The following is a 20,364-nucleotide window of genomic DNA, read 5'->3' as shown; positions in this document are numbered from 1 at the left end:
TTTTTAATCTTAGAAGCAGCTGAAGTTAGTTTTATTTTAACAATATTTAAGAGAATGTTGTTTTGTGATTCAACAAATTAGCGGAATTCTATACATTTAATAAACACATATTAGCTATTACTACCTTTTAACCAAAAAGAGGGATCCATTTCTGGAATCCCTCTTTTATTTTATTCCATATTTTTAAATATGGCTTATAAATTAATTAACGCTTTACTACCCTAAAAACATGATTCTCTCCTTTTAAAGAAAGTGTTACTAGGTAAATACCGTCGTTTGTATCTTGGTTCAGGTCTACTTTTACCTTACCATCAGAAATAACATACTGGCCGTTTTGGATTTCTCTTCCAAGCATGTCATTTACAGTTACTGAAAGCGTTTCTCCATTTAATTTTGGAGCATTAATATAGAATGCATTACCATTCATTGGGTTCGGATACAAGCTTACAGCTGATAGTAAATTATTGTTTTCTATAGACAATGAGTTACAAGTAGTGGTTAAGCTAAAATCACCTGTTCCTGAATAACGGAAAAATCTAACAATATAAGTACCTGCAGCTGGAACTAGAAGCTCCATTTCTTCAGGGTTACCTGAATCTGAACAACCAAGGCTTACAAGTGAACCACATGCACCTGAATATACAAAAAGAACTCCATCAAAAGATCCAGAACCAGCCGCATCTAATGAAATGGTATAGTTGCTTGAACCATCCGCTTCAAAAGAATAGAATAGGTCGCGTGCAGTAGAAGAGGTGTAATTCCCACATGTTGCCGATAATCCCGAAGCAGTTGCTCCAAATGTGCTACCAGTAATTGTTTCTCCACAAACAAGAGGTAAAGCACCTTGGCAATCGTTGTTAACCGGTGGACATAATGCAGGTGAACTAGCACTTGCTGTAACTACACAATCTTGATCCTGAACACCAACAACATTAACATTTGCAGCAACACCTTGAGCGAATGGACCTAAAACAACAAAGCCATTAGCCGTTACTTCAACTACATTTCCAGCATTAGCAGATACATTGTAAGACGTGTTACCATCTCCACCTGAAAGCGTTGCCAATACATAGTATTCATCGCCCGTATTTAAACAATCAACAATTGGAGCGCCAACAGCATCTTGAACTGCAAGAGTCAATGCTGGGGCAGTACAATTTGGAACTACAGCACAATCAAGGCTGATTGTGATAGTGCCTGTAGGATTTGTGATAGTGCTAAAATGAGCAACATACACATAGTACATTTGATTAGCTACAGTAGATGAAATCGTATAAGTTTCAGCACCAGAAGAACCATCTTTACAAGCAATCCAGTCTAATGCTCCACAAGCACCCGTTTGCATGGACATTTTGTGATCAAAATCAGCTGAGGAATTAATGGTAATATCAGCACCAGTACCTAAAAAAGAGAACCAAATACCATTAGCTCCAATAGAACATCCTGACGGTGCAACAGCAGTTGAACCAACAGGAGAATAGGTTACAGGACTAGCATTACAAACTAAAGCTATAGCATCGGCGCAGGTATCAGAACCAGCGGCTTCACCAAGACATTCACAATCTGCTGTTACAACATCACCAACAGTATTTGGATTTCCATCATCACATGCATCCCCAATATTGGCTTGTAGAATAGGACAATCAGGCAGATTCTCACTCACATTAAGAGTGTAAGAAGTAGATTGAGGCGCAGCATAAGTCGAGATAACGATATAGTAAGTCTCTCCAGAAACAACAGGGAGAGAATTAACTTTTAGCTCTGTTGAAGAGGATGAAGTTGTATGTCCGCCAACCGTGCTGGCGAAAGGACATCCTGTAAACACAAAAACACCAGCCCAAGTACCGTGATTTGTCACGGAAATATCAATAGATCCATTGGCGGCAGGAGTATAACTATACACCACATCGTCTCCGCCTAGGTAAGAGGCGTTCGGGTTTCCAACTGCACCAGTAGCAAGAGGTGGACGGTCAGCAGGCCCATAATCATCGCCATAGTTTGACGTGTTGTCGGTAACTAAGAAGGGTAGCCCTGTAATTATTAGAGGGTCACCACAGGTATTACCCGTCTGTGCATAGCCTTGCCAAAAGAAGGCAGACATCAGGAATACAAAAAATAAAAAAGTCGTTTTTTTCATAAAAATTTGATTAAAGATTAAATAATTGATTTTTATATTCCCCTAATCCTAACACAGATGATATGTTTATTGATTTTTTAAATATCAGTAAACTAAAAACGCAGTGTTTTACATGATTTGTTATTAACAACTAAGTTAGTAGTGAGAAAATAGCTGTTAAAACTAGTTAAAAAAAATCAATTCCAATCAACATAACAAAAGCAAAACGGCATAATTACTTAATTAACAAGGTTTTGAAGTCACTTAAATCAAGTAGCAGTATCTTAATAACTCAATGGACATATAGGTTTTTTTATATAAAAGACAACTTAAAATAATGTCGCTTTTAGGTATGAAAAAAAGTAATGAAGAAAGATTAAATTATATACTACAATGCTACTGAAACTATATTTCATCTTGATGATGACTAATTATAAGCTTAGAATAATAATGGCTTTACTTTAAAAATTTGAGTCAAAAAAAAAACCATCCCGAAAGATGGCTTTTTAATATAGTTTTAAAAAATACTTAGAAGCTATTACTATTACGTGTTACAAGTTCTATTAATAAAAAATGATGAAAACAAGAATTGGTAAACTAATCGCCGCTAACATCCCTAGACATCCTTTTGAAACAATTCTCCCAATTTTTTGATCACGACCACTTTTTGTTAATGGAATTCCTATTTTTCGTGAAACTTTTGCTTTTGCAGCAGAATAGCCAATTAATCTTTTCCAAGAAAACCCGCCTTTATTCATACTCATTTATTTATTAATTACATGTCATCTTATGGTTCGCCAAATCCTTTCTATTCGCACATTCCGTCTGGTATGCAGCTTTGTCCTTGCGCAACCTCTAGATTTATTTCTGGATTTTGTGCTCTCCATTCTGAAAATGCTTGTTTTAAATTATCTAAAAATGCATCAGAAGGCTGTGCGCCCGAAATACCATATTTCCTATTCAACACAAAAAACGGAACGCCTTGAACGCCAATTTGTTTGGCTTCTTGCATATCCTGGTTTACAAGAGAAGCATATTTCTCATTAGTAAAAGCTGTTTTTACTTCAGTTTCATCCAGGCCAATTTCTTTAGCTAATTGGGTTAAGGTATCCAAATCGGCTATATTTTTTCCTTCTGTAAAAAAAGCTAAAAATAATCGTTCTTCTGCTTCGTTACCTAACCCTTTTGATTTAGCAAATTGAATGAGTTTATGGGCTTGTAATGAATTGACCATAACAGCTTTGTCTAAATTATATTCCAATCCTGCTTGTTTGGCAGATTGTGTTACATTATTTAACATGCCTGTTACTTGCTCTACAGGCATACCTTTATGTTTTACAAGATAATCTATGTAGCTATTTGTTGCAACCTCTGGCATGGATGGATCTAATTGAAAGCTTTTCCATTCTACTTCAATACTGTTTTTATCGGTAAATTGTTCCAAAGCTCTTTCAAAATTTCGCTTTCCAATATAGCAAAATGGACATAAAACGTCGCTCCAAATTTCTATTTTCATTTTATTTGTCATTATTGTTTTATTTAATGAATTAAATTTTTCTTTCTTCATATTACTACAAAGTAACTTACTTTATAATACGAGTCATCATTCCATACTTAGTCATAAAATAGTGGAATAGCTTACAAAATTAGGTCGTTTTCATAGGTTAGTAATTATTTTTTTGGGGAGCGAGAAAAAAAAACCCATCTCAAAAGACGGGTTTTTAATATTATTTCAAAAACTAATATTGAATGTTAAGCCTCACAACTTGTACATTCTTTTTTCTGTTTAAATTTTTGAGCTGCATTCATACTATGTTGATAATACAAGGATTTCAAGCCCAATTTCCAAGCTGTGATATGAATTTTATTAATCTCCTTAACAGGCATATCTGGATGTACAATGATGTTTACCGATTGCCCTTGATCAATATGATTCTGACGATTGGCAGCTTGATAAATAATATCCATTTGATCGATTTCAGAATAAGTTTTAAACACGTCTTTCTCTAAATCTGTTAAGAAATCAAGGTGTTGTACAGAGCCGTCAAAATCTCTAATGCTATACCATACCTCTTGCGTATTTTTTCCTTTCTCTTCTAATAATGCTTCCAAATATGTGTTCTTAATCGTTGTTTTAATTTTAGCAATATCCTTCACATATATATTGGACCAAATAGGCTCAATTCCCTGAGATACTTGACCTAAAATAAAAGCCGACGAAGTTGTTGGCGCAATGGCATTTAATGTAGCATTACGTCTGCCATAACCTTTAAGAACTTTTGGCTCGCCAAATTTTACTGCCAACTCTTCTGAAGCTGCATAAGATTTATCCTTAATAAGTTTAAAAATTTCACTATTTAAACTATAAGCTTCCTGACTGTTAAATGGCAACATTTTAGATTGTAATAAGGAATGCCATCCTAAAACACCTAATCCTAATGCGCGATTTTCTTTTGCAAAATTGTAAGCGCGTTCCATAAATAGAAAAGTCTGACGATCTTCTCTGTTTTCAGAATCTCTATAAGCTTCTAATTTTTCAATAAACTCGGTAATTACTGCATCTAGGAAATAAACCATGGTTTCAACCGCATCGGTATCTTTCCATTTATTATAATGTAATAAGTTTACTGAAGATAGTACACAAACAAAAGACCAGTCATCGTTTGATGGTAACATGATTTCTGTACACAAATTACTGGCATAAATGGTATGGTTTTCTTTGCGATACACATCGGCTGCTGCGTTGTTGGCATTGTCTTTAAAGAAAATATATGGATAGCCCATTTCACCTCTTCTCTGTAATACTTTAGCCCAAATAGCTCTCTTTTCATCATCGCCATCAACCATTTCTTGCATCCATTGATTGGTAACTGTAACGCCATGCGTCAATTCCTGAATTGGGTTTCCTTCAGTTCCAATTTCCAGGAATTCCATAATGTCTGGATGTTCCACTGGCAAATACGGTGAAAAACGTCCGCGTCTTACTGAACCTTGGCTTACTACATCGACCATAGATTCAAAAAGCTGCATAATATGTACAGCTCCTGAAGCTTGACCATTATTTTTTACTTCGGCTCCACGATGGCGAATTTTACCAAAGTATCCCGATGTTCCACCACCTAGCTTAGACATCATTCCAACTTCAGATTGGGTGTATAATATGTTACCCATATCGTCCGAAACATGAGAACCAAAGCAACTAATTGGAAGACCTCTTTTCTTTCCAAAGTTTGACCAAACTGGTGATGCTAATGAATAAAAACCTTCAGACATATAACCATAAAACTTATCGGAATATCCCGGTATTTGAAGTATCTCTTCTGCGCGATCCGCAATTTCACGAATGCGTTGTTCTGCTGTCATACCTTCAGATAAATAGCCTAGTGCTAAAAAGTTTCGGCTATGTTCTGTTAACCATTCAAAACCCTCGCTGGCTTTTTGATTGCTGTTTTTAAGCGCTTCTTTTCTTGATTTTACAAGTAGGTCGTTGTCGTTTGAGGTTTTAGCTTCTGTATCCTGAGTAAGTTTACTATTGTTCATATTAAAAAAGGTCATCACTGGTTATACTTTGTGTTCTTTTACTATAATTGATTGAGCGTTTTACGAAAAAATCTCCATGTTTGGTGCCTATTATTTCATCATCAAACCATTCGGTTCCTGCCAGGAGATCCAAGTCTATATCGAATATTTTATCAATGCCAATACTTTCTAATGAACTATTAAAGCGGTCCTTTATAAATTCGTTTACTAGATTTTTTGGTAAGAAATCCAATTCACCATCTTCAAAAATCCAATCTATAATCTTGCTTTCGGCGTCAAAGGCTTCACGACACATGTCTTGTATCTTAACTTGATATTCGGCATCAAACCAATCTGGATTTTCAGATTTTATAATTTTAATAACATCAATACCAAAATCGCCATGAATTTGCTCTTCTTTAGAAGTTGCTTCCACAACATTGGAAATTCCTTTTAGCATGTTTTTATGCTTATTAAATGCCATGATAATTAGAAACTGGGAAAACAAAGACACGTGTTCAATAAAAAGTGAAAAAAGCAAAACCGATTCTGCATATTCCTTATTATCGTCACTTTTTGCATTTTTAAGTGCAGTTTCTAAATACTGCACACGTTTCATGATTACAGGCTTCTTTTTCAGGTTTTTAAACTCTTCGTTTAATCCTAAAACTTCTAATAAATGCGAATATGCATCGTGATGGCGCACTTCGCTTTCAGCAAATGTGGCACCTACCGAACCTATTTCTGGCTTAGGCATTCTATGGTAAATATCGCCCCAGAAGTTTTTTACAGCCACTTCAATTTGAGAAATAGCTAGCATGGTGTTTTTTATAGCGGTACGCTCTGGCCCCGACAGTAAGGTTTTAAAATCCTGAACGTCACTTGTAAAATTAAATTCGGTATGGATCCAATACGAATGTCTAATAGCCGGAACATATTCATATAAATCTGGATACTCGTAAGGCTTTAAATTGATGCGTTTTTCAAAAATATTGCTTTTGCGTTTTTTCGACTGTTCATTTCGGTATAAAATATATGCTTTAGCAACATCAAAGAAACCACTTTCCATAAGTTTGGTCTCTACAAAGTCTTGTACTTCTTCAACGGTTGGCACATAGTCTACATCAAGTTCTTTTCGTTCTAACAAAGAGGTAAAAACCATATTAGAAATACGTTCGGCATCTACAAGTTCCCCGTGTTTAACGGCTGTCATTGCTTTTAAAATAGCATTGGTAATCTTGTTTAAATCAAAGGGTTCCGTAAGGAAATCTCTTTTTAAAACAGAAATAATTTTCATGTTGTTGTATGGTTTGAGGGATTAGGAATTTAGCGATCATAAAGGTCTACCTTTATTCCTAATGATTGTGCAAATTCTCTATGAGGTTTTCCACATTGTTATCAACATTTGTAATTTTCATAGTTAATTATAAATGTTGGAAATCCTAATTTACTAAAGCCCACTTAGGATTTGCACTTGGTTTTAGTTAAGTAACTATTTTATAAAATATGACAGTTCACTAATAAAAGCGGAAATTTAAGGGTGTTTTGAAGATTTTATTATAGAAAAAGCGAACTAGATTCTACTTTTAAAGCCTGAAAATAAAAAAGCTTATATCTCTGTAAGGCTTGGTTTCACCGGTGGTCCCACCTGTCCCGATAACTATCGGGAGAACCAGGGACTTTCTGTTCCGATAATTATCGGAAGAGTCAGATACTCTCTCTTCTTATTTTTTCAACTAACTCAGGATACTTCTTAAGATTAATAATAAAAGCTCGGCTCTTCATTTTCTTGATCTTTAATTCCATTCTCCTAGCATGAGAAAAAGTAGACGTGTTTATTTTTAAGAAAAGTTCCCAATCATTTGTAAAGGATGTATAAGAAGTTTTACCATAAGTTCCTGCATTATGATTGGCTAGGCGAGATTCAAAATCTTGACACGATCCAACATAATAGCGATCTGCATTTTTACTGTAGATAATATAACAACAATCCATAATAAACAAAAAAAGCCTTACATCTCTGTAAGGCTTGGTTTTACCGGTGGTCCCACCTGGGCTCGAACCAGGGACTTTCTGATTATGAGTCAGATACTCTAACCAGCTGAGTTATAGGACCCATTAGCATGAATGCTAAATCGACGTTTCTCCTTTTTTACAAAGAGAGTGCAATATTACTACATATTTTAATACTCTCAAAGTATTTTTATTCCTTTATCTCTTGGCACAACTCAATTAATACACCATTGGTAGATTTTGGGTGTAAAAATGCCACTAATTTATTATCTGCTCCTCTTTTTGGAGTTTCATTTAAAACAATAAAACCCTCGTTTTTTAATCTAGCTATTTCAGCTTCAATGTCTGTAACATCAAAGGCAATATGATGAATGCCTTCGCCCTTCTTTTCAATAAATTTGGCTATCGGACTATCGGCATTGGTGGCTTCCAGTAATTCGATTTTATTTTCTCCTACTTGAAAAAAAGATGTGTTGACACCTTCGGTAGCAACTTCTTCCGTTTTATAATGTGGTTTTCCAAACAACTTAGAAAATAAGACGTTGGATTCTTTTAAATTTTTAACAGCAATACCTATATGTTCAATCTTATTCATTTTTATATTTTTAGTAAATACCATTTAAATTTACTGGTATAAGTTACGAATTTTAGCCTCAAAAGTAATATAATCTTTAAATATGGTTATTTTTGCAAGGTGGAAAATCCCTAATGGGGTTTTATAATAAATGTCAAGATTCTTAATTTTTAGAAATTAGAATTTAAATGACTTTTAAAAATGCAATATTATGGAAGAGAGTCAAAGACAAAAGAAAATAGGATCTGTTTTACAACGCGATTTAGTAGAAGTGCTACAAGGTGCTGCCACACAAGGTGGAATGCAAGGGATTCTTATTTCAGTTTCCCAGGTAAAAGTAACGGTAGATTTATCTGTTGCTAAAGTATATTTAAGCATTTTTCCAAACGCTAAAGCCAAAGAACTAATGGAAGGTATTAAGTCCAATGCCCCTTTAATTAGACATGAATTGGCACAACGAACCAAACATCAATTGAGACGTATGCCTGCGCTTCAGTTTTTTTTAGACGATTCTCTAGAGTATATCGAGAAAATAGATAAGTCTCTAAAAGGTGAGGATAATCCATTAAACAATCCTGATCTTTTGGATAAACGTAAAAAATCGTAGTTGAATTTTTCGTTGTACATAGCCAGACGTTATTTGCTTTCTAAAAGCTCCAACAATGCTATAAATTTTATTACCATTATTGCCGCAATTGGTGTTGTTCTTGGTTCGGCATCTCTTTTTATTGTTCTTTCTGGATTTGCAGGTTTAAAAGATTTCACCTTACAGTTTACATCTATTATCGATCCAGATTTAAAAGCCGAAGCTTCAGTTGGGAAATCTTTTTTAATCTCTGAAGACGAATTTTCTAAGTTAAATAATCTGGAAAGTGTGGCATCTTATTCCAAAATAATAGAGGAACGTGTGTTTATTTCCTTTGAAGATAAAAGCTATCCAAATGCCTATATTAAAGGTGTTGACGAAAATTTTGAAATTGTAAATGCTGTCGATTCTGTGATTGCTTTAGGGAGTTGGCTCACTCAAAGAACCAATCAAATTGTTTCTGGTTGGGGAATTGCAAACACCTTGTCTTTTGGGGTTTTAAATTATGGAAAACGTATTAACCTCTATGTTCCTAAACCCGGAAAAGGACAGATTACTTCTGCAAATCAAGCTTTTAATACTTTTGATGCTGTTAATGTTGGTGTATTTGACGTGAATGAAAATTTAAACGATAAATATATTTATGCGCCTATTGATATGGCACGGGCACTTCTTAATTATGAGGAAAATGAAGTGACAGCTATTGAATTTAAACTAAAAGAAAACGTTACTGAAGCTCAAGCCAGAAAAGAAATTACTTCGGTTTTAGGTGATAAAATAATTTTGAAAAACAGCGCACAATTAAACGATGCTCTTTATAAAATGCTAAATACCGAAAATTTAGCCGTGTATTTAATTTTTACTCTCGTGCTGATTATTGCTCTTTTTAATGTGATTGGCTCCATTATTATGATGATTTTGGATAAAAAGAACACCTTAAAAACCTTGTTTAGTCTTGGAGCTACTATTTCAAATATTAGAAATATCTTTTTCCTGCAAGGTAGTTTAATGAGCCTTGTGGGAGGTTTAATTGGCCTGATAATAGGTTGCTTGATTATTTGGTTGCAACAAACTTTTTCCCTGATAATGATTACTCCAAGCTTGCCTTATCCGGTAACTTTAAAAGCAGAAAATATACTTATCGTGTTTGTTACCATTTCTGTTTTAGGCATTCTTGCTTCAAAAATAGCTTCTGTTAGAATTTCTAAAAATCTGGTCGAAAATTAAACAACCAGATAATCCGAATATGCATCTAAAACCTCATCAAAAGCTTCAAACACATCTTTTGATTCATCACTAGTAACCATTTTTGTTCGGTACTCCTTAAAATTAGGAATCCCTTTAAAATAGTTGGTATAATGTCGTCTAGTTTCAAAAACCCCTAATTTCTCCCCTTTCCAACCAATAGCCATTTGTAAATGACGTCTAGCAGCCTCTACGCGTTCTTCTAAAGTTACTGGACCTAAATGTTCTCCAGTATTAAAAAAGTGTTTTACTTGTTTAAAAAACCATGGATTTCCAATAGTCGCTCGACCAATCATACAACCATCCAACCCATAAATATCGCGCATTTCCATGGCGCGTTCTGGAGTATCTACATCGCCATTTCCAAAAACCGGAATATGCATCCGTGGATTATTTTTTACTTCGGCAATAGGTCTCCAATCGGCATTTCCCTTATACATTTGAGCTCGCGTTCTCCCATGGATTGCTATGGCTTTACAGCCCACATCCTGAAGTCTTTCGGCAACCTCAACAATACGTATCGAATCGTGATCCCAACCCAATCTGGTTTTTACGGTTATTGGAATGTTAGTCCGCTTTACCATTTCGGCAGTTAGTTGTTCCATTAAGCACACATCTTTTAAAATGCCTGCTCCTGCACCTTTGCTAACCACTTTTTTTACTGGACACCCAAAATTGATATCAATGATATCTGGGTTCGATTTTGCAACAATATCTATGGTTTGTAGCATGCTCTCCAAGTTGGCTCCAAAAATTTGAATTCCAACTGGGCGTTCCTTTTCATATATATCCAATTTCATAATGCTTTTTGCAGCATCGCGAATCAAGCCTTCGCTAGAAATAAATTCTGTATAAACGACATCCGCGCCTTGCTCCTTGCACAACGCACGAAAAGGTGGATCGCTAACATCTTCCATTGGAGCTAATAGCAATGGGAAATTTGGAAGTTCTATGTTACCTATTTTTACCACTTGTATTTTTGTTTATTTAAATTAATCGATTTTTGAACTAAACCTTTACGATCTCGAAACTTAGAGACTGAAAGGTTAAGGCTTTTATTTAAAATTGAACGACTGCTTCAACTGTTTCGCCATTTCTTTTTACAACAACTTGCGTAGAATCGCCGGCTGTAAAAACAGATAAAGCTCGCATATAACTCATCATATCTACAATCGTGCTATCACCAAGTTTAATTACAACATCGCCTTTTTGCAATCCTGCTTTTTGTGCTGGTTTGTCTTCGCTAACACCATCAACTCGCATCCCTTCGCCATCATACAAATAATCTGGAACTACACCTAAACCAACTTTAAAACGAGGCGTTTCTTCACTTTCATTTTTAGTTTTGGTAAAAGCTAATTTTTCACTTTTATCCAAGTCGGTAATCACATCAAAAATATAGCTTGAAATGGCATTCATGCCTTCGTAATTAAGCTTTTCGGAATCATCTCCAGGTCTATGATAATCGTCGTGTTGTCCCGTAAAAAAGTGCAATACAGGAATATCGTGTAAATAGAATGACGTATGATCTGATGGCCCTACCCCAGATTCATTTTCAATAAGCTTAAATCCAGGATTCGTTGAAGATAATGTTTGTTTCCATAAAGGAGATGTACCAACTCCATAAACAGCTAAAGTACTATCTTGTTTTAAGCGTCCAACCATATCCATGTTAATCATGTAATTGGCTTTGCTTAAATCCATAGTAGCATTTTTAGTGAAATAGTTCGAGCCCAATAAGCCCATTTCTTCACCTGAAAACGCCATAAACAAATAATTATTTGAAGTATTTGTTTGTTTTAATTTTGCAGCTAAATCCAACATTACGGCAACCCCACTAGCGTTGTCGTCGGCGCCATTGTGGATTTCCTTTTCACCACGATGTAGAGATCCATGACTTCCATAACCTAAATGATCGTAATGCGCACCAATTATTATGGTGTTTTCTGCTTGGTTGTCTATAAAAGCCAAAACATTTGTACCCGTAACCGTTGAGTCTTCAGGGTTTATGGTATAAGCTACTTCGCTATGTGGATCTGTTTTAGGTTTAAAACTAAAGCTTTGGTAAAATCCATCTGTACCTTTTGGTTGAAGGCCTAGTTCTTTAAAACGCTCAACAATATAAGCGGCAGCCAACTGTTCGCCTTTAGATCCAGTTTCCCTTCCCTCAAGCTTATCGTCTGCCAAATAAATAACATCTTCCTTTATTTTGTTTTCATATTTATATTCCTGATTACAACCAAGAAGCGTTATAAAAAAACCTAATAGCGCTATTTTCTTCATGTTATTAATGTTATTTTTGACAAAATTATGGAATAATTGTCATTTATTTAAACTTTAATCTATGTCTATGTATTTAAGATTTTTTTATAGCTTATTATTTTTAAGCATGTTCGTGTCTTGTAAAAATGATAAAAAACAAATATCCGATGCTAAATCTGGAGCAACAAAGTGGGTTGATACTCTTATATATTCGGATGAAGTTCATTTTAAATCCTTGAAACAAATTACGTTTGGTGGAGATAATGCTGAAGCTTATTGGAGTTTTGACGACAAGCAATTGGTGTTTCAATCCAACTATAAAGATTGGAATGTAAACTGTGACCAAATGTTTTTAATGAATGCAGATGAAACTTTTAAAGACAACATGCCGCCAATGGTTAGTACCGGAAAAGGTAGAACCACTTGTGCGTATTTTATGCCAGACAACAAGCATGTTATTTATGCTTCTACACATTTGGATAGCGACGATTGTCCAGAAGTCCCGGAAAGCATAAGCGGAAAATATATTTGGCCAATTTATAGTTCTTACGATATTTTTGTAGCCGATTTAGAAGGCAATATAGTAAAGCAACTTACAAACGAACCTGGTTATGATGCTGAGGCAACCGTTTCTCCACAAGGAGATAAAATTGTATTTACTTCGGATAGAAGTGGCGATTTGGAATTATATACCATGAATATAGATGGTAGCGATGTCAAGCAAATTACCTTTGAATTGGGTTATGATGGTGGTGCTTTCTTCTCGCCAGATGGCACGAAACTGATTTTTCGTTCTTCGAGACCTAAAACTGAAGAAGAAATTAAAGAATATAAGGATTTGTTAGCTCAAGGCCTAGTACAACCAACCAATATGGAGCTCTATATCTGTAATGCGGATGGTAGCGATTTACGTCAGTTAACCAACCTAGGAAAAGCCAATTGGAGTCCGTTTTTCCACCCATCAGGTGAAAAGATATTGTTCTCTTCTAATTTTGAATCTGAACGTGGTTTTCCATTCAATTTATACATGATAGATTTAGATGGTAATAACCTAGAACGTGTGACACATAGCGATACTTTTGATGCTTTTCCAGTATTTTCAAACGATGGTAAAAAACTTATTTTCTCCTCGAATAGAAATAATGGTGGCGGACGCGATACAAACTTGTTTATTGCTGAGTGGAAAGACTAGCAGAATTTCTATGTTGAAATACCAAACTTAAATATCAATAAAAAGTAGTCCAAAAAAGGCTGCTTTTTTTTTATATGTCTAATAGATATAGTTGTTTAAGAAAAAAATCAACAAGATTTAAATTCGAGAATATTCAACTAAAAATACGGGATTTAATTGCTAAGTAAAGCAGATTAATCGCGCTCTTTAATACGCTCTCGTTCTTTAATATCCAGCTGGCGTTCATTGGTTTTTAAAATAGTGTTTCCAAATTTATATCTAAAACCAAGTTTAATATATCTGTTATCTAAATTGGTGTTGTAGTAGTTACGCTGATTTAAATATTCTGTTGTTGTATTAAAATCACCTAGATTAAATAAATCGGCTGCGCTTAAGCTTATAACACCCTTTTTATTAAGTATGGTTTTTGAAATGGACAATTCAGACTCCAGCCTCCAATCTGCATCCATTAAAGCTTGTAAGAACGAAGTCATATAAATTAAAGTAAAATTAGCTGTTAAGCTTCGATCTTTTAAAAACGAAAAATCGTTGCTTAAAATACTGTAATTAGACCATTTTTCCTTATTTATAAAACCGTTGGGGGTGTTGGTTTCCTCTTGTGTGTTGTAAAATGAAGTGACCGCATATACAAACCAAGAATCCGTAATATTGAAATAAGAAATAACATCGAAACCATATTCAACACTTTTATCCATATTAACCGAAGAATAAATAAGCTGATTGGTTAAATTATCTTGTAGAGGAAGCTCAACAATATTATCTTTTTTGTTGATGTAATAAGCCTCCAACGTTAAAAATGGAGTCACCGTTGAACCTATAACATAATGGTCTTTATAAGTTGGCGTAAGTTTAGGATTTCCAACTACTATGGTGTTGTCGTTTAAGAAAAAAGTAAATGGGTTTAAATCTTTATAATTTGGTCGTTCTATACTTCGCTTGTAATTAGTATAAAAGCTAAGTACTTCTCCAGCCTGATATTTAATACTAGCAGTTGGAAACAAATCCAGATAGCTTTGTTTATCTGTTTGAGCAGTAGTTAAAGAAACACCTTTTGCATCTGTTTGTTCCAAGCGTAAACCCGCGTTAATACTCCATTTTTCCCAGGACTTATCGTAATTTGCATAAGCTGCAAATAGACTTTCGGTATAATCGAAAGCACTGGAGTTTGCCATGTTTAAAACTTCCTCATTGGTAGAAAAATCATAATCGTAACGCGTCACATCGCTTTTGTTAGTAATATTGGAATACTTGGCTCCCGTATTAAAATTAGAGCTTTCATTAATTGGCAGGTTATAATCTAATTGAGACGTAAATATTTGTGTTTTTTGATTCGCATCCGTATTAAAAGCCGTTGGCCCTATATAATTATTATTTTGATCAAAATACTTACTTGACGATTCCTGAAATCTGTTATAATCGTAAACAGTAAAATGAGTATTAAAGTTTAAACTACTTGATGTAAACTGATGTACATAATCTACATCAAATCCTAGATTGTACTTATTGTCGTTAGATAGGTTATTGGCTTCAATTCTAGATTCAAACACATTGTTAGCATCGTAAACTTTGGTGTTGTTGTTAATTTTATATTTAAAATATGGCGTCCACAACATGTTAGAAGATACTGTAATGGTATTATTTTCATTTAAAAGAAAATCGATGTTGAAATTTAAGTTATGCATCTTGGACCACGTATTTCTATTAACCGATGATTTCCAAACATTATCTATTTGGTTGTTTGCATCGTAATAAAAAACACCATCGTCATTATCTCGATTTATTTTGTCGTCGGTATAACTATAATTGGCAGACAAGTTAATTTTATCCGTTTTGAAATAATTGCTTATTCCTAAGTTATATCTAGGAAAAACGCCTTGTGTATAATTGGCAAAAACACTACCTCGGTATCCAGTTACCAAATTCTTGCTCATAATGATGTTTAAAACTACGCCACTTTCGGCATCGTAATTGGCAGAAGGATTGGTAATAACCTCAACAGATTTAATAGCATTTGCGGGAGAGCCTTCCAAAAGTTGCAAGAGTTCGTCCGATGATAGCTGTACTTTTCTATTGTTAATATAAATCGTTGGAGCCCAACCCCTCACAGAAATTTGACCATCTAAAACCAAAACTCCAGGTGTGCTTTTAACTACTTGAAGTAAACTTCCTTCAGAAAGTGCCGTATTTTCGACTGTAAAAACCAATCTATCAGCTTCCTTTTTAATGGTAGGTTTGTTTGCAACTATATGAATTTCGTCTAGAGCTTCGTCATTTTCACTTAAAATAACACGCCCTAAACCGATATCTTCCAAAGAAACATCTAAAGGTTTTGTAATTTCTTTATAGCCTATAAAGCTAATTTTAAGCAAATACTGGTTTTTTTTTACGTTTTTTAGCTCAAAAGAACCATCCATGTTCGTGGATGTTCCTTTAATTGCCGTAGAGTCTTTAGCCAACAATAACACCACATTGGCAAAATAAATGGGGTTGTTAGCTGTATCCTCTACCACTCCCGAGATTGTGATATCTTGGGAAAATGCAGAATAAGATAAAAATACAGTTATAAAAAGATATATATAGTATTTATAAAAATTCATAAGCTTACTTGGGGTTACAATATAAAAATTGTTTTGCAATAAATTTTACGGGTTCCCCTTAAATAAATATTTTCTAATTAGTTACCTATTACTAATTAAAGCATAATTAAAACAATTATATTTGCAAATTAGATATTTGAGAGAATATACTTTATGAAAAACATAAGAAACTTTTGTATTATAGCGCATATTGACCACGGTAAAAGCACCTTGGCAGATAGATTATTGGACTATACCGGTACCGTAACAGAACGCGAAAAAAAAGAACAGCTGCTTGACAGTATGGACTTGGAGCGCGAACGTGGTATCACCATTAAATCTCATGCCATACAAATGGAGTTTAAACATAAGGGTGAAACTTATATTCTTAACTTAATCGATACACCTGGTCACGTAGATTTTAGTTACGAAGTATCTCGATCTATTGCTGCTTGCGAAGGCGCTTTGCTTATTGTAGATGCTGCCCAAAGTATTCAAGCTCAAACCATTTCTAATCTTTATTTGGCTTTGGAAAATGATTTAGAAATTATTCCAGTGCTAAACAAAGTAGATTTACCTAGTGCCAATCCAGAAGAAGTAACCGACGATATTGTAGAATTATTAGGTTGTAAGCCTGAAGACATTATACATGCTAGTGGAAAAACCGGTTTTGGAATTGGAGATATTTTAGATGCCATTATTGAAAAAATTCCAGCTCCTAAGGGAAATGTAGATGAACCTCTTCAAGCCTTAATTTTCGACTCGGTTTATAACCCTTTTAGAGGCGTAGAAACTTATTTTAGAGTTTTAAATGGCACGATAAAAAAAGGACAGAACATTAAATTTTTAGCTACTGGTAAAAATTATTTTGCTGATGAAATTGGAACACTGAGATTAAAACAGTTTCCAAGACAAGAAATTAAAGCAGGCGATGTTGGCTATGTAATTACCGGAATAAAAGAAGCAAAAGAGGTAAAAGTTGGTGATACTATTACCGATGCAAAAAACCCAACAACCAATGCTATTGAGGGTTTTGAGGACGTAAAACCTATGGTTTTTGCTGGTATTTATCCAGTAGATACCGAAGATTATGAAGAACTAAGAGCTTCTATGGAAAAATTGCAGTTAAACGATGCTTCTTTGGTATTTACTCCAGAAAGCTCGGCTGCTTTGGGCTTTGGTTTCCGTTGTGGATTCTTGGGCATGTTGCACATGGAAATTATTCAAGAACGTTTAGAGCGCGAGTTCGATATGACTGTTATTACAACAGTGCCTAACGTTAGTTACCATGCATTCACCAGGAAACATCCAGATGTTCCTATTGTTGTTAATAATCCAACCGATTTACCGGATCCTTCTGGTTTAGAGCGCGTGGAAGAACCATATATAAAAGCCACTATCATTACCAAGGCAGATTTTGTTGGAAACGTTATGTCTTTATGTATTGAAAAACGTGGTATGATTACCCATCAAACCTATTTAACTCCAGAACGTGTTGAATTAAATTTCGATATGCCTTTGGCTGAAATTGTATTCGATTTTTACGACAGACTAAAAACGGTTTCAAAAGGGTATGCATCCTTCGATTACCATCCAATCGGACTAAAAACATCTAAATTGGTACGTGTAGATATTTTATTGAACGCACAACCTGTAGATGCACTTTCGGCTTTAATACACGCAGATAATGCCCATAATATCGGTAAAAAAATGTGTGAGAAATTAAAGGAATTAATCCCACGTCAACAATTTGATATTCCCATTCAAGCCGCTATTGGAGCAAAAATTATTGCTCGAGAAACAATTAAAGCACTTCGTAAAGATGTTACTGCAAAATGTTATGGAGGAGATATTTCTAGAAAACGTAAACTTCTTGAAAAGCAGAAAAAGGGTAAAAAACGTATGAGACAAGTAGGAAACGTGGAGATTCCACAAGAAGCATTCATGGCTGTTTTAAAATTGAATGACTAAACCAAATTCCTTTAACTCCGTTAAATATCGGGAGGAATCTCTTAAATCAATAATTAATTCATATCGAATACAATATAGATTCCTGCCTGCGCAGGAATTTTTGCTTCAAATAGGAAACGTAAAGCTTCTACAAGAAGCGTTTATAACGATTATAAAGTTGCCCTAAATTCCTTTGGTCAAGATACCTATCAGGAGGAATCCCTATATTCAAAAACAATTTCATAACCAATGTAAAATAGATTCCTGCCTGCGCAGGAATTGATTTAAATGCTTTTAATAGAACCTTATTTCTTTCTACGATTTATTTTCACGTTTTTTTGAACCATTTCCTTCGTGCTTAACATCTTCTACATCAAAAGGTTTTCCAATATAAACAAGCTTCCAGCCAGGTTCCATATTTTCAAGGGTGTTTTTCTTATCTGCTTTTACAACAAACAAGTCGTTTTCATGATCTTTAATAAACAGTGGAATAATATTGTCGTCCTTACTGGTAATTTCAATTAAATCGTAATAATGCTTTTTGTCTTTCAATTCAATCTCTTGGATGGAAGGATATTTATTAATTACATTAGTTAAAGAGTTGAAATCGTCTGTATAAGAAAAAATACCTTCAATTGGAATATCTGTCGATTCCAGCATTTCTGTAGAAGTTAATAATCTATAAGATCCGTTTTCACCAAATTTTTCACCAAATTGTTTAATGGCATATTTATTAATATCTGTATTCCCTGTCAAGGCCATTAAAAAACCCATATCGTTAAGTTCGATATTATCCAGTAATTTATCGGAATAAATATTGGTATTCATGGCTTCCAGTCCAAGTTCGGTAGCTTTAGCTATATTGTCTTGATTGCTGTCAATCAAGACAACGTGTCTGCCATTCTTTTCTAAATAATGCGCCAATAATCTCGGAAGTTTAGATGCTCCAATAATTAAAATACCTTCAGATTTTGTTAAAAATACCCCCACCACTTTTGCAAACATTCTTGCTGTAGTAGCATTTAGAATTACGGTTCCTAGAACAATCATAAATACTAAAGGAGTAATATATTCGGCATCGGTAACACCATTTTCAGCCAATTTTAACCCGAATAAAGAAGCAATACCAGCAGCTACAATACCTCGAGGACCTACCCAACTAATAAAAAGCTTTTCATTTAGTTCTAAATTAGAACCTTGAGTACTTAAAAATACGCCAATTGGTCTTAATACAAATACAACCACAGCAAATAGAATAACGGTGTTCCAATTGTAGATTAAAAGTAAATCTTCAAAATTAATATCGGCGGCCAGAAGAATAAACAAAATAGAAATCAATAGAACACTTAGGGATTCCTTAAAATACAACAACTCCTTTAGATAAGGAGATTTGGAGTTACCTAGAACCATTCCCATAACCACTACTGCCAGTAAACCAGATTCATGAGCAAATACATCAGCTAGAATAAAAACGCCTAACACAGCTGCCAACGAAAACACATTTATTAAATAATGTGGCACCCATTTTCTGTTAAGAATTAAATTTAATAAATATGCAAAGGTGAAACCAAAGGTCGATCCAAATAACACTATTTTACCAAATTCGACAAAGGCTGTTTTGGTAAATTCTCCCCCAGCATCCACACTAATAAACTCAAAAACCAGTACAGCTACCAGAGCTCCAATTGGGTCGATTAAAATTCCTTCCCATTTTAACACGGCAGAAACGTCCTTTTTAAGAGGAATATTCCTTAATATAGGAGTAATTACCGTTGGTCCAGTAACTATAATCAGAGCTGAAAATAAAAACGAAATTTCCCAGCTTAAATAAAAAATATAATGTGCTGCCACAGCAGCTCCAAAAAATGTCACTAAGGAACCTATGGTAATTAGCTTAGTAATTACTGGTCCCACATTTTTAATTTCACCTTTTTTTAAGGTTAAACCTCCTTCAAATAAAATAATACTAATAGCCAAAGACACAAAGAAAAATAAACTCCCTCCAGGAAAAAGCCCTTCATGCCCATTCCATCTAGGTTCTATCCATTTGGTGCCATCCGCACTTAAAAACTCTGCTGCTATAGGGCCTACCAACAATCCTATAAGAAGTAATGGCAAAATTGCTGGGATTTTAAGTTTCCATGCTACCCATTGTGCCAAAATACCAAGTATAATTATACCTCCTAATTCTATCATATATATAGTTTAAGATTTCAAATCTTTTGTTAGATAAGTCAAAAAAAGCTTTAGGAAATAACTTTAATTTTATAAAATAACCTGAAAAGAAATATTCGTTTCAATAAAACAACAGTGGCAAAATAATCTTTTTTT

At 34.4% G+C, this 20,364-nt stretch carries 15 protein-coding genes and 1 tRNA gene; 4 read left to right on the top strand and 12 right to left on the bottom strand.

The window, feature by feature from the left end; all coding sequences use genetic code 11:
* Positions 1-205: 205 nt before the first annotated feature.
* The 8 genes from VKY47_RS06685 to mce all read right to left on the bottom strand — a co-directional run bounded on the left by VKY47_RS06685 (position 206) and on the right by mce (position 8,243).
* Entirely contained in the window at positions 206-2,101 is a 1,896-nt protein-coding gene (locus tag VKY47_RS06685; protein ID WP_324311458.1) for a T9SS type A sorting domain-containing protein, read from the bottom strand.
* A gap of 578 nt (positions 2,102-2,679) precedes the next feature.
* Positions 2,680-2,874: a hypothetical protein gene (locus tag VKY47_RS06680; protein ID WP_324311456.1), complete on the bottom strand. Its 195-nt coding sequence runs from the start codon at positions 2,872-2,874 to the stop codon at positions 2,680-2,682.
* A gap of 50 nt (positions 2,875-2,924) precedes the next feature.
* Complete coding sequence (locus tag VKY47_RS06675; protein WP_324311454.1) at positions 2,925-3,644, bottom strand: DsbA family oxidoreductase; 720 nt, start codon at positions 3,642-3,644, stop codon at positions 2,925-2,927.
* Positions 3,645-3,868: 224 nt separating this feature from the next.
* Positions 3,869-5,656 (bottom strand): ribonucleoside-diphosphate reductase subunit alpha, encoded by a 1,788-nt coding sequence (locus tag VKY47_RS06670; protein ID WP_324311452.1) that lies wholly within the window; start codon positions 5,654-5,656, stop codon positions 3,869-3,871.
* A gap of 1 nt (position 5,657) precedes the next feature.
* The gene (locus tag VKY47_RS06665) at positions 5,658-6,932 is read right to left on the bottom strand and encodes a ribonucleotide-diphosphate reductase subunit beta (RefSeq protein ID WP_324311450.1); all 1,275 of its coding nucleotides are present in this window, start codon (positions 6,930-6,932) and stop codon (positions 5,658-5,660) included.
* Positions 6,933-7,342: 410 nt separating this feature from the next.
* The gene (locus tag VKY47_RS14460; RefSeq protein ID WP_414731216.1) at positions 7,343-7,630 is read right to left on the bottom strand and encodes a GIY-YIG nuclease family protein; all 288 of its coding nucleotides are present in this window, start codon (positions 7,628-7,630) and stop codon (positions 7,343-7,345) included.
* A gap of 47 nt (positions 7,631-7,677) precedes the next feature.
* Positions 7,678-7,751, bottom strand: a tRNA-Ile gene (locus tag VKY47_RS06660).
* 87 nt (positions 7,752-7,838) lie between these two features.
* Positions 7,839-8,243: a methylmalonyl-CoA epimerase gene (mce, locus tag VKY47_RS06655; RefSeq protein WP_324311448.1), complete on the bottom strand. Its 405-nt coding sequence runs from the start codon at positions 8,241-8,243 to the stop codon at positions 7,839-7,841.
* Between the two features lie 190 nt (positions 8,244-8,433).
* On the opposite strand from mce, the gene rbfA reads away from it, so the two are divergent.
* Positions 8,434-8,829 carry a 30S ribosome-binding factor RbfA gene (gene rbfA, locus VKY47_RS06650; RefSeq protein ID WP_324311446.1) on the top strand — a complete coding sequence of 132 codons (396 nt, stop codon included), beginning with the start codon at positions 8,434-8,436 and terminating at the stop codon, positions 8,827-8,829.
* A complete protein-coding gene (locus VKY47_RS06645) occupies positions 8,830-10,035 on the top strand; it encodes an ABC transporter permease (protein WP_324311444.1) in 1,206 nt (401 codons plus the stop codon).
* Here the strand turns inward: VKY47_RS06645 and dusB are convergent.
* Together dusB and VKY47_RS06635 are read right to left on the bottom strand one after the other, a co-directional pair.
* Positions 10,032-11,024: a tRNA dihydrouridine synthase DusB gene (gene dusB, locus VKY47_RS06640; protein ID WP_324311442.1), complete on the bottom strand. Its 993-nt coding sequence runs from the start codon at positions 11,022-11,024 to the stop codon at positions 10,032-10,034. The two genes, VKY47_RS06645 and dusB, sit on opposite strands and share 4 nt — an antisense overlap.
* Before the next feature lie 88 nt (positions 11,025-11,112).
* Positions 11,113-12,336, bottom strand: coding sequence for a M28 family peptidase (locus VKY47_RS06635; RefSeq protein WP_324311440.1), 1,224 nt, complete (start codon positions 12,334-12,336; stop codon positions 11,113-11,115).
* A gap of 61 nt (positions 12,337-12,397) precedes the next feature.
* Here VKY47_RS06635 and VKY47_RS06630 point away from each other — a divergent pair, with 61 nt between their 5' ends.
* Positions 12,398-13,507: a hypothetical protein gene (locus tag VKY47_RS06630; protein WP_324311438.1), complete on the top strand. Its 1,110-nt coding sequence runs from the start codon at positions 12,398-12,400 to the stop codon at positions 13,505-13,507.
* Positions 13,508-13,680: 173 nt separating this feature from the next.
* Here the strand turns inward: VKY47_RS06630 and VKY47_RS06625 are convergent, their stop codons facing one another.
* Positions 13,681-16,104, bottom strand: a complete 2,424-nt coding sequence (locus VKY47_RS06625) for a TonB-dependent receptor domain-containing protein (protein WP_324311436.1) — start codon at positions 16,102-16,104, stop codon at positions 13,681-13,683.
* A gap of 153 nt (positions 16,105-16,257) precedes the next feature.
* On the opposite strand from VKY47_RS06625, the gene lepA reads away from it, so the two are divergent.
* Positions 16,258-18,054, top strand: a complete 1,797-nt coding sequence (gene lepA, locus VKY47_RS06620; protein ID WP_324311434.1) for a translation elongation factor 4 — start codon at positions 16,258-16,260, stop codon at positions 18,052-18,054.
* 294 nt (positions 18,055-18,348) lie between these two features.
* Here lepA and VKY47_RS06615 read toward each other — a convergent pair whose 3' ends face one another.
* Positions 18,349-20,229, bottom strand: a complete 1,881-nt coding sequence (locus VKY47_RS06615) for a cation:proton antiporter (protein WP_324311432.1) — start codon at positions 20,227-20,229, stop codon at positions 18,349-18,351.
* Positions 20,230-20,364 lie beyond the last annotated feature (135 nt).

This window comes from Xanthomarina sp. (assembly GCF_035306705.1).
GTDB lineage: Bacteria > Bacteroidota > Bacteroidia > Flavobacteriales > Flavobacteriaceae > Xanthomarina.
This window is presented reverse-complemented; position numbering and strand designations above follow the sequence as displayed.